12 protein-coding genes and 2 tRNA genes are annotated in these 14,510 nt (G+C 60.7%); 5 read left to right on the top strand and 9 right to left on the bottom strand.

What is annotated here, in order from left to right; translation table 11 throughout:
* Window positions 1–402: 402 nt before the first annotated feature.
* From DW913_RS05790 to DW913_RS05770, 5 genes are all read left to right on the top strand, one after another.
* Window positions 403–1,329: a sirohydrochlorin cobaltochelatase gene (locus DW913_RS05790; RefSeq protein ID WP_117583469.1), complete on the top strand. Its 927-nt coding sequence runs from the start codon at window positions 403–405 to the stop codon at window positions 1,327–1,329.
* A 144-nt stretch (window positions 1,330–1,473) separates the two neighbouring features.
* Complete coding sequence (locus tag DW913_RS05785) at window positions 1,474–2,007, top strand: hypothetical protein (RefSeq protein WP_117797889.1); 534 nt, start codon at window positions 1,474–1,476, stop codon at window positions 2,005–2,007.
* Window positions 2,008–2,011: 4 nt separating this feature from the next.
* On the top strand, window positions 2,012–3,583 hold the full coding sequence (locus DW913_RS05780; protein ID WP_147349633.1) for an ABC transporter substrate-binding protein: 1,572 nt from the start codon (window positions 2,012–2,014) through the stop codon (window positions 3,581–3,583).
* Window positions 3,584–3,605: 22 nt separating this feature from the next.
* Complete coding sequence (locus DW913_RS05775; RefSeq protein WP_117797885.1) at window positions 3,606–4,628, top strand: iron ABC transporter permease; 1,023 nt, start codon at window positions 3,606–3,608, stop codon at window positions 4,626–4,628.
* A complete protein-coding gene (locus tag DW913_RS05770) occupies window positions 4,629–5,945 on the top strand; it encodes an ABC transporter ATP-binding protein (RefSeq protein ID WP_117797883.1) in 1,317 nt (438 codons plus the stop codon).
* Window positions 5,946–6,057: 112 nt separating this feature from the next.
* Here the strand turns inward: DW913_RS05770 and DW913_RS05765 are convergent, their stop codons facing one another.
* The 9 genes from DW913_RS05765 to DW913_RS05725 all read right to left on the bottom strand — a co-directional run bounded on the left by DW913_RS05765 (window position 6,058) and on the right by DW913_RS05725 (window position 14,335).
* Window positions 6,058–6,669, bottom strand: a complete 612-nt coding sequence (locus DW913_RS05765; RefSeq protein WP_158551920.1) for a TetR/AcrR family transcriptional regulator — start codon at window positions 6,667–6,669, stop codon at window positions 6,058–6,060.
* 116 nt (window positions 6,670–6,785) lie between these two features.
* Window positions 6,786–8,093: a lysylphosphatidylglycerol synthase transmembrane domain-containing protein gene (locus tag DW913_RS05760; protein WP_117757230.1), complete on the bottom strand. Its 1,308-nt coding sequence runs from the start codon at window positions 8,091–8,093 to the stop codon at window positions 6,786–6,788.
* 150 nt (window positions 8,094–8,243) lie between these two features.
* A tRNA-Glu gene (locus DW913_RS05755) sits at window positions 8,244–8,320 on the bottom strand.
* A gap of 22 nt (window positions 8,321–8,342) precedes the next feature.
* Window positions 8,343–8,419 (bottom strand) — tRNA-Glu (locus DW913_RS05750).
* Window positions 8,420–8,547: 128 nt separating this feature from the next.
* Window positions 8,548–9,942: a CCA tRNA nucleotidyltransferase gene (locus DW913_RS05745; RefSeq protein ID WP_117635163.1), complete on the bottom strand. Its 1,395-nt coding sequence runs from the start codon at window positions 9,940–9,942 to the stop codon at window positions 8,548–8,550.
* A gap of 164 nt (window positions 9,943–10,106) precedes the next feature.
* On the bottom strand, window positions 10,107–11,039 hold the full coding sequence (locus tag DW913_RS05740; protein WP_117635162.1) for a 1-phosphofructokinase family hexose kinase: 933 nt from the start codon (window positions 11,037–11,039) through the stop codon (window positions 10,107–10,109).
* 188 nt (window positions 11,040–11,227) lie between these two features.
* Window positions 11,228–12,160 (bottom strand): 1-phosphofructokinase family hexose kinase, encoded by a 933-nt coding sequence (locus tag DW913_RS05735; RefSeq protein ID WP_006233969.1) that lies wholly within the window; start codon window positions 12,158–12,160, stop codon window positions 11,228–11,230.
* Window positions 12,161–12,234: 74 nt separating this feature from the next.
* Window positions 12,235–13,938, bottom strand: coding sequence for a phosphoenolpyruvate--protein phosphotransferase (gene ptsP / locus DW913_RS05730; RefSeq protein WP_035138206.1), 1,704 nt, complete (start codon window positions 13,936–13,938; stop codon window positions 12,235–12,237).
* A 133-nt stretch (window positions 13,939–14,071) separates the two neighbouring features.
* On the bottom strand, window positions 14,072–14,335 hold the full coding sequence (locus DW913_RS05725; RefSeq protein WP_022094575.1) for an HPr family phosphocarrier protein: 264 nt from the start codon (window positions 14,333–14,335) through the stop codon (window positions 14,072–14,074).
* Between the last annotated feature and the right edge of the window lie 175 nt (window positions 14,336–14,510).

Genomic DNA, 14,510 nt, shown 5'->3' with positions numbered 1-14,510 from the left:
GGGCAAAACACGGCGCCTGCGGCAGCAATCGGCGCAAATACGCAGGCAGGAGGCGCAATGCCGCCCGCGCTGGCTTTGACACGTTCACAAGTGCCCACTATCATAGTAAAAGTTTCGGCAACGAGCATATGACAATCGGATAAAAGGAAATGACCGGCGCGGCGCCTGCACAGCCCGCGCTGGCTTGCGGAGGGAACCAGGTGGGAATCCTGGGCAAGGGACATTACTGTATAGGACGCGCGGGCGAACCGCCTCGCGCCCCAAGCCAGACTGCTTCGCCTTTTCCTCACGGCATCGCCGTGGCGTTAGCTCCTTGTGAACCCCGAGGGGTGCGCTTTTCTTTCGCTTGTGCCGACAAGCAACTGTCGCCGGGGGACCGGCAAACCGAGGAAAGGAAAAACCATGTCCGACCAGATGTCACGCCGCGGCTTCATGGGCGCCGCAGCAACCGGAGCCGTCGCGCTCGCCGGAGTCGCGCTCGCGGGCTGCTCCAACACCTCCGCGAGTTCCGAGAAATCTAGTGAAAAGGAGAAGGCCGCGAAGCCGGTCATCCTCGTCACGAGCTTCGGCACGAGCTACAACGACTCGCGCCACATCACCATCGGCGCCATCGAAGACGCTATCCGCGAGAAGTACTGGCAGGACTACGACATCCGCCGCGCCTTCACCGCGCAGATCATCATCGACAAGCTGAAGAAGCGCGACGGCATCACGATCGACAACATGACCGAGGCGCTTGACCGCTGCGTGGAAGACGGCGTGAAGGAAATCGTCGTGCAGCCGACGCATCTCATGGCTGGCCTGGAATACGCCGACGTGAAAGACGAGCTCGACAAGTACGCCGACAAGTTCGACAAGATCTCGCTCGGCGACCCGCTGCTCACCTCCGACGACGACTACAAAAAGGTGGCCGCAGCCATTAAGGAGAACATGGCGTCCTTCGACGACGGCGAGACGGCGCTGTGCCTCATGGGCCACGGCACCGAAGCCGATTCCAACGCCGACTATGCCAAGATGCAGGAAGTGTTCAAGAACGAGGGTTTGACGCAGTTCTTCGTCGGCACCGTCGAGGCTGAACCGACCTGCGAGGATGTTATCGCCGCCGCGAGCGCCGCAGGCTACAAGAAGGCCGTGCTCGCGCCGTTCATGGTGGTCGCGGGCGACCACGCGAACAACGACATGGCAGACGAGACCGACCCCGACAGCTGGGCTGCGAAGTTCGTGGCCGCCGGCTTCGAAGTGACGTGCCTGCTCCAGGGTCTGGGACAGAACGTCGCGGTCGACGACATCTACGTCTCGCACGTGGACGACGCCATCGCCAAGCTGTAAACTCGCCGCGCACGGGAGCGCCGGTCGCGTCCCCGTGCAACGGGCATGCGCCTTCCCCGACCGACGGCGCATGCCCGTTGCATTCGCATCCCGCCCGCCCACCGCACGGCGCGGGCGGTAGAAGCGATTGAAAGGAATCCCTCCATGTTGAAGAAAACCCTCGTCTTCGCCCTGTCGGCGGCGCTTCTCGCGTTCTCGCTCGCCGGCTGCGCCGGAAATTCAATCGACAGCGCAAAGGCAAGCGATGCCGATTCCCAAGAAAAGACAGAACAGGCGGCCGATGCGCCCGAGGGCGAAAGCGCTGCCCCCATCACCGCCGACAAGGTGGCCGACGGCACCTATCCGATCACCGTAGATTCCAGCTCGAACATGTTCAGGATCGTGGACGCCCAGCTCATCGTGGAAAACGGCTCCATGCACTGCGTGATGACGCTTTCCGGCACGGGCTACGGCAAGCTCTTCATGGGCACGGGCGACGAGGCTGCCGCCGCAAGCGAGGCCGACTTCATCCCCTATGTGGAAAACGCGGAAGGCAAGTACACCTACGACGTGCCCGTTGATGCGCTCGACGAGGACACCGCCTGTGCCGCGTGGAGTATTAGAAAAGAGCAGTGGTACGACCGCACACTTGTGTTCGAATCCGCCGGCGTCGATCTGCGCGCCGACGCACTGAAGTAACGCCATGCGGTCGATTCTTCCCAAGGGGGAAAACAGGAAACTCCACAGCATCGCGGCGCGCGCGATCGCCTGCGTTCTCGTCGCCCTGCTCGCGCTTCCCTTCGCGGGGTGCAGTGCGAGCCCGAACGCGACCGGTGGCACGGCGGGCTCTCAGGAATACACGGTGAGCGTCTCGCTTTCCGGCGGGTCAGGGCGCGCAAGAATCGCCTCACCCACCACAATTGTGAAGGATGGCGACACCTACACCGCGACCATCACCTGGTCGAGTTCGAACTACGACAAGATGACCGTCGACGGCGTGGACTACGCGCCCGTAAACGACGGCGGCAACTCCACGTTCGAGATACCCGTCACGCTCGACGAGGACATCGCCGTGTCGGCCGAGACCGTCGCCATGTCGACGCCGCACACCATCGACTACACGCTCCACTTCGACTCATCCACCATGAAGGAGAAATCGGGCGACGATGCAAGCGGCGGCTCCCCTGCGGGAACGGCTTCAAGCGCCGCGGCCGACTTCCACAACGCCGATTTGGGCTGCGGCTGGGAGCCGACGGGAGCGCTTCAGCTTGAATACGCCGAGCACTTCACTGTCGACGAGTTCGAAGGCGGCCTGCGGCTTATCTGCGTTTCGAACGGGGAGCGCTTCCTCGTGGTGACGCAAGATGCGAAGGTACCTGATGGGTTGAGCTCCGACATCGCGGTCATAAGGCGCCCCGCCGACAAGGTGTACCTCGTGTCGTCGGCGACGATGTGCCTGGTCGACGCGCTCGATGCGAACGACAATATCATCATGTCGGGCACGAAGGCCGACGATTGCTCGGTCGCGGGCTTCAAAAGCGCGCTCGAAAGTGGGGCGATCGCCTACGGCGGCAAGTACAGCGCGCCCGACTACGAGCGAATATCGGCCTCGGGCTGCACGCTCGCCATCGAGAACACCATGATCAACCACACGCCCGATGTGAAGGAAAAGCTGCAGAAGCTCGGGCTCGTCGTGCTCACCGAACAGTCGTCGAGCGAGCCCGAAGCACTCGGGCGCGTCGAGTGGATTAAGCTTTTCGGCGTCCTGTTCGACAAGGAAGACGAGGCCGCGCACCTGTTCAACGAGCAGAAGGCCCGCGTCGAGCAAACGTCGGGGCTCGCGTCGTCAGGTAAAACCGTGGCGTATTTCTACATTAACTCGAACGGGGCCGCCGTCACGCGGCGGGCGGGCGACTACGTGGCGCAGATGATCGAGCTTGCAGGCGGCAGCTATGCGCTCGATGACACGCAGACGGCGTCGACGTCAGGTTCGTCAGTAACGCTCGAAATGGAGCGCTTCTACGCGATGGCGAAGGATGCCGACATCATCGTCTACAACGGCACCATCGACGAATCGGTTGCCACCTTGAACGACTTCGTAGGCAAAAACGCGCTATTGTCGCAGTTCAAAGCCGTGAAGAACGGCAACGTCTGGGTCACAAGCGCCGACATGTACCAGCAGATGACTTCTACCGCCGACATTATCGACGAGCTGCACGGGGCGTTCACCGGCGATGACGCGAGCGACTTCCATTATCTGAGGAAGCTCGGTTAGCGCCATGAGAAGCCGGCTTTCCATGGCATACGACGAATCGGGGCGCGCCGCGCGGTGTCGCGTCGTGACGGCGCTGCTCGCTGTTGCCCTCATCGTGCTCGTCGGGGCCAACCTGTGCATCGGGAGCGTGCTCGTGCCCGCAGACCACATCCCCGGCATCCTTTCGAGCGGCGCGGCTAATTCCATGGAAAGCCAGGTCATCTGGGAGATTCGCCTGCCGCGCGTGCTTTCAGCCGTGCTTCTCGGCGGGGCACTTTCGCTCTCGGGGTTCCTGCTGCAGACGTTTTTCAACAACCCCATCGCCGACCCTTTCATCTTGGGCGTCTCCTCGGGCGCAAAGTTCGTCGTCGCGCTTACGATGATCGTTCTTCTGGGCGCGAACCAGGCCATGTCCTCGCCGGCCATGGTGGCCGCAGCGTTTCTGGGCTCGCTTATCACCATCGGCTTCGTGCTCCTCATCGCACGGCGCATAAGTTCCATGGCCATGCTCATCGTGGCGGGCGTCATGGTGGGATACATCTGCTCGGCGGCGACGAACTTCCTCATCGCCTTCGCCGACGACCAGTCCATCGTGAACCTGCACAACTGGTCTTTGGGTAGCTTCTCGGGTTCGAGCTGGGACGACATCGCGGTCATCGCGGTCGTGGTGATTACCGTGAGCGCATGCGTATTCGCGATATCGAAGCCCCTTTCCGCCTTCCAGCTGGGAGAAGCCTACGCGAAAAGCGTCGGCGTGAACGTCGAACGCTTCCGCGTGGTGCTCGTCCTTCTAGCGAGCATGCTCTCCGCCTGCGTGACCGCGTTCGCTGGTCCGGTGTCGTTCGTAGGCATCGCGGTTCCGCATCTCGTGAAGTCGGCGCTAAAGTCGTCGAAGCCCATCCGCGTGATTCCTGCGTGCTTCTTGGGAGGCGCCATCTTCTGCGCGGGCTGCGATTTGATCGCGCGCACGCTGTTCTCTCCCGTCGAGCTTTCCATCAGCGCCGTCACCGCCATCTTCGGCGCTCCGGTGGTTATCGCGCTCATGTTGAAGAAGCGGGTGAGGTAGATGGGGGAATTCGTGCCGCGGCCCAAAACGCTCGGAGGGGACATTCCGTGCTTAGACAGTCCTGAGCTCGCACGAAAGCGCCAGAAGGCACTTTCGGCTCGTGCGGAACTCCGCGCGGAACGCCTCCTCCGAGCGGAGCCGAACCTCGAAACTCCGGTCGAAACGCAGGCTGACGGAGCGCCGCTTTTCCGCATAAGCGACCTGTCGGCGGGCTACGACAAGAAGGTCGTAGTCGAAGGCGTCGATCTGGAGGTTCGCGCGGGCGACGTCGTGGCGCTCATCGGGCCGAACGGCTCGGGCAAGTCGACCATCTTGAAAACCATCACACGCCATCTGGCACCGCTTGCCGGCGCGGTCGAGCTCGACGGGCGGGAGATTTCCCGATGGAAGACGGCGGAGTTCGCAAGGAACCTTGCCGTTATGCTGACAGATCGCCCCCGGACCGAGCTCCTCACCTGCCGCGATATCGTAGAGGCGGGAAGGCATCCCTACACCGGACGAATGGGCACACTCTCGCCCGACGACCATAGTCGGGTCGACGAGGCCATGAAAACCGCACATGTGGAAGAGCTCGCCGAGCTCGACTTCATGCAGATAAGCGACGGGCAACGCCAGCGCGTCATACTCGCACGCGCCATCGCGCAGGATCCGCGTGTGCTCGTGCTCGACGAGCCCACGTCGTATCTCGATATCCGCTACCAGATCGACCTGCTGCGAATACTTCGCCACCTTGCGAAATCGCGGAATGTGGCTGTCATCATGTCCATCCACGAACTCGAGCTCGCGCAGAAAAGCGCCGACAAGGTGATTTGCGTGAAGGACGGCCGGGTCTTCCGCGCCGGCGTACCCGAGGACATATTCACGCGCGAGACGATTGGCGAGCTCTACGGCCTTCAACATGGCACCTTCAACGAGCGCTTCGGCAGCGTGGAAATTGGACGCCCGCACGGCGATGCGCACACGTTCGTCATCGCCGGCGCAGGTACGGGGTCGGCTGTGTTTCGCCAGCTCATCCGGCAGGGCAAGGCGTTCTACACGGGCGTTCTGCACGAAGGGGACATCGACTGCGAGCTCGCGCGCGACCTGGCGGCGGAATGCGTGACCGAGCGCGCCTTCGAGCCGATCGGGGATAGAACCATAGCCCGCGCCAAAGAGCTCCTCGTCCACTGCGCGCGCCTTATCGTGTGCCCCGCCGCCTTCGGCACCATTAACGCCCGCAACGCAGAGCTCGTCGAGTTCGCACGCTCGCACGGTATCGAGGTCATGCGAGCGTGCGAAGGCGCATCGGAGGATTCCCAATTGGGGTGGAAAGGATAAACTGGACTTTCTTTTAAGGATCCTCAGGCTACAGCTCCTACGCCGGCGAGGTCTACAAGGCGCCGGAGAACCTCGTAAACAGGAATTTCCACGCGGACGAGCCCAATTAGGCCTAATCCAAGCGAGATTCCAGACTCGACAGGCCATTGAGAGTCAGGTCGTTGGCGACCTCAGAGACGCGCTCAATAGGAACCGAGCCGTCAGACAGCGCCCACGTGCGATAGATACCGATAATGCCTGACAGCAAAAACGCCAGATAGTAGTCGAACATCTCATCCTTAAGGCCTTGGGGCAGCAGATTGCGCTCGGCAATCTCGTGCTCGAGAGGTGCACGAAGACGAGCCATAAAATCATCGAGCGGAATGTTCTCGATCAGCTGACGATTGAGCACCAGGTTGTTGCATAACGCCTCGTTAACGGTTTTAAAGAAGGTCGCCGCCGCTCCCAGGGCGCGCTCGTTGGTGTCACCGTCCATTGAAGCAAGCGTTTTCTCGACCGAGTCGACAATCATCTCCACCACATCGACGGCAATGGCATCGAGCAGGCCGTCGACCGTACCAAAGTGAACGTAAAAGGTCTTGCGGTCGACATTGGCCTCGCGCGCGATGGCACTCACCGTAATGTCTGCCAGCGGCTTTTCCATGAGCAGGCGCTCGAAAGCGGAAAGGATGGCATTGCGGCTGCGAACGATGCGGCGATCAATACGCGGTTTGCTGGTGGCCATGGGCGTGTCCCTTCGATATGCGGGCATTCATCAACAGATGAGAGATAATCTACGTAAGAGGATTATCCCCCATCCGGCACAAAAAAGCCCGGCAATATGAAGAACGCACGACTGCCCTACTGCGACTTAGGGTGCTTCTTCTTATTGAGTGCCGACGGAGATACGCGAATACCGTCGCCTGTCTGGCGCACATAGGCTTTATGAGCCGGCTTAGCGGTCCCAGAAGCCTTCTGAGCGTGCTTCTTGGGATCAACGGTAACAGCATTCGTGGGGTGCGGCTTAGTGGGCGCAGAGGGCGTCTGAGGCGTGCGGCCGAGTTTGCGCATCACGCGATCCCAGCGCGCATGGATGCTCTCGTTGTGGGCGCTCTTAAGGCCCAACAGGGGCGCAGCCAAAATGGTCGGCGCAATAAACGTAATGAGGCGCCACAGCAGATAGCCGGCGGTCGAAGCCGACCCAAAGAAATGACCCAAGAACAATGCAAAGCCGCCCTCAGCGCCACCAGTTCCACCGGGCAAGGGGACCGCAGAGCTCAACAGCTGGACAAAGGCGCTCGCGGCCATGACCGAGAAAAAGTCGACCTCGTGGTGGCCAAAGGCAAGCATCAGGAAATACGGCACGAGGTAGAAAAACGCGAGCTGCATCATGGTGATGACCACCGTGAGCAGCATGGACGAAAAGTGGCCGGCTGAAAGCTTGAACTTCTCGGAGAAAGAGTAGATTTCGCCGTCGACAAACGTACGCCAGCCCTCAATCTTGGTGGCCGAGACGCCCATTCGCTCGAGCCAATTGATAATGCAGTGCGCGACGCGCGTGACGGTCTTAGGCATGAGCGCGACGGCAAAGATGCCAAGCAGAATGCAGCAGTGACCGCCAAAGCTAAAGACGCACAGCAGCGTCATGTCGCCATAGCGCTCGGCGAAAAACGGCATTCGGGCAAGCAGCAGAATGGCGCCCCAGGCAACGAGGCCAAACTGATACACGATAAAGCGCGTGAACTGCGTGGCACCGGCCTCGCCGACATTTTGGCCTGCCTTGGTCAGGCGGTAAATCTGGGCGGGCGTAGAGCCCATCATCATGGGCGTCAGGTTGCCAAAGAAGATACCGCTCGCCTCGACCGAGATCAGGTCGCGAATGCCGACGGGCGAATAAGGGTCGAGCCAAACGGCGATCGCATAGGCCACAATGCCAAAGAACAGATACATGAACATGCAAAGACACGCGATAACGAGCCATGGCGCCTGGACGCTCGACATAGCGGCCCAGAACTGCCCCATCTGCCCGGTTACCACCAGATAGACGATATAACCCACCAGCACGACGCCGATAAAGATGGCGCCGCGGCGTGCGCTCTTATTGTCATCTCCGCCCGAGGCCTCAACCTCGACCTGGGGCTTAGACGTATGCTGAGAGGACTCCGTCATGAGACTCCTTCTAACAGTCAAAATATCTTGGTTATTGTACCCGTAAGGGCCATAGGCAGAACGCAAAGCTCTGGTTCAAACGGGAATTGCAGACGGTTGTTTGAAAATAAAAAACCCGGCCTTCCATGGGAAGACCGGGTATCAGATGCGTGGTAGCCCGTACCAGATTCGAACTGGTGATCTCCGCCTTGAGAGGGCGGCGTCCTAAACCGCTAGACGAACGGGCCATAGGCCTCAGCAGAAAAGAAGTGGTAGCCCGTACCAGATTCGAACTGGTGATCTCCGCCTTGAGAGGGCGGCGTCCTAAACCGCTAGACGAACGGGCCACATGACATCTGCACTGCCGTGCTGCGAGGACATATATTACGGGACAAAAAACATCAGCGCAAGAAGAAATTCCAAATTGCCGAAAAAATTGTCGGCAGGTTATGGAACGCGCAGGTAAACTGGGTAGCTAATTCAAGTTGAGATGGACCAAAAGAGCTTCGCGCTCGTTGGAAATGTTGTCTTCGATCACGGCGTCGAGGGCGGAGTTGAGTAGCTGGCCTAGCTCGGGCCCCGGCTTCACACCGGCGCGGATCAGGTCGCCGCCGTTAATGGCGAGCATCTTGAGCGTATAGGGCTCCCCCGCCTTCAGCAGCTCGTGCGCCATCGCGCGCATCTCCTCAATCGTCTCGACGTAATAGAAGCACGACGGGGCCTTACCAAGTGTGTCAGCACGCTTGAGATCCATGAGCTCGTCCATCAGACGCGGCGTGTCGACGCCCTCGCCCGAAAGCGCGCGCATCATATTGAGCAGGCAGGAGCGCTCGGGGCGCAGCGGCTTGTCATGGTATTTGATGAGCAGGCACACATCGCGCACCAAATCGTGCGAGAGCGCCAGGCGATCCATAATGACGCGCGCCTTCTTGGCGCCGAGCTCGGGATGACCGTAGAAGTGGCCGCTGCCGGCGTGATCGACCGTAAAGCAATCGGGCTTGGAGACGTCATGCAAAAACGCTGCCCACATTAAGCTCGGCGAAGGCGCCACGCCATCGCACAGCGCCAGCTCCCCTGCCACCGTCAGCACGCGGGCGATATGTTCGTAGACGTTAAACGCATGATAGACACTGCGCTGGTCAAACCCACGAGCCGGCGCAAGCTCGGGCACGGCGGCGCAGATGAGCTCGGGGTAGCGCAGCATCGCGTCTCCCCCGTGGCCGGTCGATAGAATGCCCTCGAGCTCAATACCCACGCGCTCGCGCGCCACGGCATCGAGCAGCGGCGCGCACTCGGCAAGGGCACACTTGGTCTCGGGCTCAATCACAAAGTCCAGGCGGCAGGCAAAACGCACCGCACGCAACATGCGCAGGGCATCCTCGTTAAAGCGGCGCTTGGGATCTCCGACGGCACGAATCAGCTTGCGGTCTAGGTCGCCCTGGCCATCGTAGCGGTCGACAAGGCCGCGCTCGGGATGCCACGCCATGGCATTGACGGTAAAGTCGCGGCGCGCCAGATCGTCCTCAAGCGAAGCGGCGCGCTCCACACTCTGAGGATGACGACCGTCGGTATAGAAGCCGTCCAGGCGATAGGTGGTGACCTCAATGCGCTCGCCATCGCAAATAGCCGTAATGCCGCCAAATTTAATGCCCGACTCAACTACCGCAATGCCGGCGGCCTCGAGTGCCGCCTTGGACTCCAGCCACAGGCCGCTGCAGCACATGTCGACATCGTGGCTGGGGCATCCCATCAGCGCATCACGTACCCAACCACCCACGTACCAAGCCTCAAGACCTGCTGCCTCAAGCGCACGCAGGACACGGATAGAGGCATCGGTCGGCTGCGTACCGTTGAGCGAAACATTGCACATGCCTATGGCCTCCTGCGACTATCAAATTGGCTATCGATTGCGTCTGCAAGAAGTCTAGCAAGAAACAGCCTCCACTGCACACGCAAGTCCGATAAACAAAAACGCATCCGTCCTGGTCTAAGACGGATGCGAAATAATTGAACTATTCAGGCAAGGTGCCGGAACTAGCAAACCTGACGGATTGCAATACCCTTCTGATACTCATCGACCTTGGCGAAGTCGCCCAGACCGGGGCACTCGACCACGTTAGCGCCGGTGGCCATCGAGAGACGCAGGGCGTCCTCGACGCGCTCCGGGGCGTCGTGCCACACGGACAGGAAGGCGGCCAGCGAAGAATCGCCGGCGCACACCGTCGACAGCAGCTTAACCTCAAAAGTACGGTTGGCAAACCAGATGTGCTCGCCGTTGGAGAAGTACGCACCGGCGCCGCCGAGCGTCAGCAGCACGTTCTTAGCGCCCTTGGCGTGCAGCTCGGCCATGGCACCCTTGACGGACTCATCGTCGCCGCCGCTTACCTTAATGCCAAAGATATCGAGCAGCTCGTCGTCATTGGGCTTAATCAGCAGCGGCTCCATGGCAATGAGGTCTGCCAGCTGATGGCTCGAGATATCGAGCACGAACTCGGCCCCCTTGGCCTTGACGCGGCGCAGGACCTCGGCCAGGAAGCCCTCGGAAGTGTTGGGAGGCAGCGAGCCGCTGATGACCAGGCAGGTCATGTCATCGAGCGAATCGATGAGCTCAAACATCTCCCGCTCGTTGGCCTCGTTGATGGCGGCACCGGCGTTGACCATGTTGTACTCGGTGTCGGGGCCGGCGTTGAGGAACACATTGACGCGCGTGATGCCGTCGGTCCACACGGGCTTGACGGGCACGCCCAGGGCCTCGGCGCCCTTAACGATAAACTCGCCCGAGAAACCGGCGAAAAAGCCCAGGATCGTGGTGTCGACGCCGTAGTGGTCGAGCGTAAACGAGACGTTGAGGCCCTTGCCGTTGGGCGTGTAGACGGCGTTGCGGGTACGCGTGACGGTGTTGGCAGCAAGACCGTCGCAGGTGATGTTGTAGTCAATGGCGGGATTTGCAGTGAGCGTGTAAATCATGAATGTTCCTTTCACAAGGCAACGTGTTAATGAAAGTATATTCCACGCATCGGTAAAAGGCTAGGACAACTCGGTGAACGGTGTGGAAGCGATGAAGTACGGAAGGACTCCTCTCCCCCGTGGCGGAACAAAAAGGCGCCCCAGCCGAAACCGGGGCGCCGCATGCGCACGAATATGTCGCGTTTCGATTACTGACGATCGAGCTTGCGGACAGCAACGCGCTTGCTGTACTCGTCAACGTGACCGAAGTCGCCGATGCCGACGGACTCAGCGACGTTGGCGCCGGTGGCCATAGCGAGCTTCATGGCCTCCTCGACGTTGTCGCGATCCCTGTACCACTTGTGCAGGAACGCAGCGAGGGTGCAGTCGCCGGCGCAGACGGAAGAGACCAGCTTGATGTTGAACTCACGCTTGGCGTACCAAATGTCCTCGCCGTTGGAGAAGTAGGCGTCGCCACGGCTACCACGGGTGAGCAGCACGTTCTGAACGCCCGCGTCGTGAGCCATCTTCATGGCAACGCGGACCTCGTCATCAGTGTCGACCGGCACGCCGAAGATAGCCTTCATCTCGTGATGGTTCGGCTTGATGAGCAGCGGCTTCTTGTGAGCGAGCTCCTTGAGCTTGTCGGAGGACAGGTCCAGGACGACGTCGGCGCCACGAGCCTGAGCGTGCTCCATGACCTGAGCCAGGAAGTCGGGCGTAGCTTTGGGAGGCACGGAGCCGGAGACGATCAGGCACTCAAGATCACCCGCGGTGTCCAGGATGTTGTAGAGCTCCTCCTGGTGCTGCGGCGTAATAGGAGCGCCAGGGTTCAGGATGCCGTACTCGTGCTGGCCATCGTTGACGTAGGTGTTAATGCGCGTGATACCGTCGGTCCAGACCGGGCGGCAGAGGCAACCCAGGTTCATGACCTCCTCGACGATGAACTTGCCCGTGAAGCCAGCGAAGAAGCCGAGCGCGACAGTGTCGACACCCATCTTCTTAAAGGCGAAGGACACGTCGAGGCCCTTGCCGTTAGCCGTGTAGCTGGCCGAGCCGGTGCGGACGTTCTCGTCGGGCTCGAGCGGAGAGCTCGAAACCGTCATGTCGACAGCCGGGTTAGCGGTTAGCGTGTAGAACATTTACAGTACCCCCTGTATATGTGAGGGCCGCGTGGCCGGCCCATTCCAACCACGCGGTTACCTCTGATACCAAATTAGCGAGCTGCGGACTCGAGCAGCGCCTTGACCTCGGCGGCGGTGTTGCAGGCGAGCGCCTTCTCGGCGAGCTCGTCGCACTCGGCCTTGGTCCACTGGCTGATGGTCTTGCGAGCGCGCAGTATGGACGGAGCGCTCATCGAGAACTCCTCCAGGCCCCAGCTGATCAGCAGCGGCTCGAGCAGCGGATCGGCAGCGGCCTCGCCGCACATACCGACCATGATGCCGGCCTTAACGCCGCTCTCGATGATGTTCTTGAGCGAGCGGAGCACGGCGGGATAGTACACCTGGTACAGGTTGGAGATGGTGTCGTTACCACGGTCGGCACACATGGTGTAGCCGATCAGGTCGTTGGTGCCAATGGAGAAGAAGTCGGCGACCTCGGCCAGACGGTCTGCGAGCAGCGAAGCGGCGGGCGTCTCGACCATAATGCCGACCTCGATGTTCTCGTTGAACTTGCGACCCTCTTCGGTCAGCTCGGCCTTGCACTGCTCAACGAGCTCCTTGACAGCCAAGACCTCCTCGACGCAGGTGACGAGCGGGATCATGATCTTGACGTCACCGAAGGCGCTGGCGCGCAGTAGAGCGCGGAGCTGGACCTTGTACTGGTCGGGATTGGCCAGGCAGTAACGCACGGCGCGGAAGCCCATAAAGGGGTTATCTTCCTTGACCATGTGCAGATACGGAATCTCCTTGTCGCCGCCCACATCGAGCGTGCGGATGATGACCGGAGCACCCTTGAGCGCGCTGGCGACCTTACGATAGGCGTTGAACTGCTCCTCCTCGGAAGGAAGCTCAGCAGAGTCCATGAACAGGAACTCGGAGCGGAACAGACCGATAGCCTCGGCGTCGTGATCGAGCGCGTTGGGCACGTCATCGGGGTTACCGATGTTGCAGGCGATGATCTTCTTGATGCCATCGGCAGTCACGGACGGCTTGCCACGGAAGGCCTCGAGGGCTGCCTTCTCGGCAGCGAAGGCCTCGGCCTTGGCGGTGTAGGCAGCGAGCGTCTCCTCGTCGGGATCGGCCTCGACGATACCCTTGCCACCGTCGACGACAACGGTCATACCGTTGCGCAACGCGGTGCAGCTGTTGGAAACCGAAAGGACAGCCGGGATCTCGAGGGCGCGCGCAATGATCGCGGAGTGCGACGTGCGGCCACCGGTCTCGGTGACGATACCGGCAACGTGGGCCTTATCGATCGTGGCGGTCATGGACGGCGTGAGGTCGTGCACGACAACGACGGTATTCTCGGGCAGGACGGAGAGGTCGACGACCTCCTTGCCCAGCAGCTCGGCCAGAATACCGGTGCGGATGTCGGCGATGTCGGCCGCGCGCAGACGGAACATCTCGTCGTCCATGGACAGGAACATGTTCTCGAACATGGTCGAGGTGTCCATGAGCGCCTGCTCGGCGCAGGTGCCGCCGTCAATGGCGGCGTTGATGGCGTCGGTCATGCCCGGGTCCTGAGCCAGGACAATGTGTCCGCTCATGATCTCGGCCTCGGCCTCGCCCACCGTCTCCTTCATGTGGTCGGCCTGAGCCTGGGTCTTCTCGCAGAAGACCGAAAGAGCGGACTGATAGCGCTCCTTCTCTGCTGCCGAATCAGCAACCTCGTGCGGCTCAAACGTCAAGTCGGGATCGACGGCGACCATGACGGTGCCGATACCGATGCCCTCGGAAGCGTTGACTCCCTGATACATTCCCATTCCTCTCTCCGTGTCATGTGATAAAGCGTTTTGCCATATCCATGACAAAAGAGCGCAGCTACCTTACAACAGGTCACTGCGCCCCCAAATATGAACTTAGTTGTTCAACATGCGACCCGTTTGAGTTCTACTCGCCAAGACCGCTCTTGATGAGCTCGATGGCAGCAGCCAGAGCCTCGGCCTCGTCGGCGCCGTCGCACTTGACCTCGACCTCGGTACCGCAGGGGATACCAGCAGCCATGAGGGCCATCGGGGACTTGCCGTTGACCTCCTTCTCGGGGGTGACGACCGTCACGTCACAGGCGTACTTGCCCATGGTGGAGGCGAACAGACCAGCCGGACGCATGTGCAGACCCTGAGGATTAACGAGGGTAGCCTTCTCAGAAACCATAGTTGACTCCTTTTTTGTGTTTAACCCCTGTCATGCATGTGGCAGGAGTCAGATTCACGACGTTGTTTATATTAACTCACATCAAACGGTTTTTCATTGTGTTTCGCACGAATTGTTGGACAGTTGTCTGTTCTGTCCGCTTGCTCGCCCCGGACCCCGCGCGCGGGGGCCATGA

Origin of the sequence: Collinsella sp. AM42-18AC (genome assembly GCF_003467965.1) — a bacterium.
Lineage (GTDB): Bacteria > Actinomycetota > Coriobacteriia > Coriobacteriales > Coriobacteriaceae > Collinsella.
The sequence above is the reverse complement of the archived record's forward strand: the minus strand, read 5'-3'. Positions and strand labels throughout refer to the sequence as shown.

Excerpts from the sequence above, each read along its gene's own strand:
- DW913_RS05775 (WP_117797885.1), top strand. The coding sequence starts at position 3,606 with ATGGCATACGACGAATCGGGGCGCGCCGCGCGGTGTCGCGTCGTGACG.
- DW913_RS05785 (WP_117797889.1), top strand. The coding sequence starts at position 1,474 with ATGTTGAAGAAAACCCTCGTCTTCGCCCTGTCGGCGGCGCTTCTCGCG.
- DW913_RS05790 (WP_117583469.1), top strand. The coding sequence starts at position 403 with ATGTCCGACCAGATGTCACGCCGCGGCTTCATGGGCGCCGCAGCAACC.
- DW913_RS05770 (WP_117797883.1), top strand. The coding sequence starts at position 4,629 with ATGGGGGAATTCGTGCCGCGGCCCAAAACGCTCGGAGGGGACATTCCG.
- DW913_RS05780 (WP_147349633.1), top strand. The coding sequence starts at position 2,012 with ATGCGGTCGATTCTTCCCAAGGGGGAAAACAGGAAACTCCACAGCATC.
- DW913_RS05740 (WP_117635162.1), bottom strand. The coding sequence starts at position 11,039 with ATGATTTACACGCTCACTGCAAATCCCGCCATTGACTACAACATCACC.
- DW913_RS05725 (WP_022094575.1), bottom strand. The coding sequence starts at position 14,335 with ATGGTTTCTGAGAAGGCTACCCTCGTTAATCCTCAGGGTCTGCACATG.
- DW913_RS05735 (WP_006233969.1), bottom strand. The coding sequence starts at position 12,160 with ATGTTCTACACGCTAACCGCTAACCCGGCTGTCGACATGACGGTTTCG.
- DW913_RS05745 (WP_117635163.1), bottom strand. The coding sequence starts at position 9,942 with ATGTGCAATGTTTCGCTCAACGGTACGCAGCCGACCGATGCCTCTATC.
- ptsP (WP_035138206.1), bottom strand. The coding sequence starts at position 13,938 with ATGTATCAGGGAGTCAACGCTTCCGAGGGCATCGGTATCGGCACCGTC.
- DW913_RS05760 (WP_117757230.1), bottom strand. The coding sequence starts at position 8,093 with ATGACGGAGTCCTCTCAGCATACGTCTAAGCCCCAGGTCGAGGTTGAG.
- DW913_RS05765 (WP_158551920.1), bottom strand. The coding sequence starts at position 6,669 with ATGGCCACCAGCAAACCGCGTATTGATCGCCGCATCGTTCGCAGCCGC.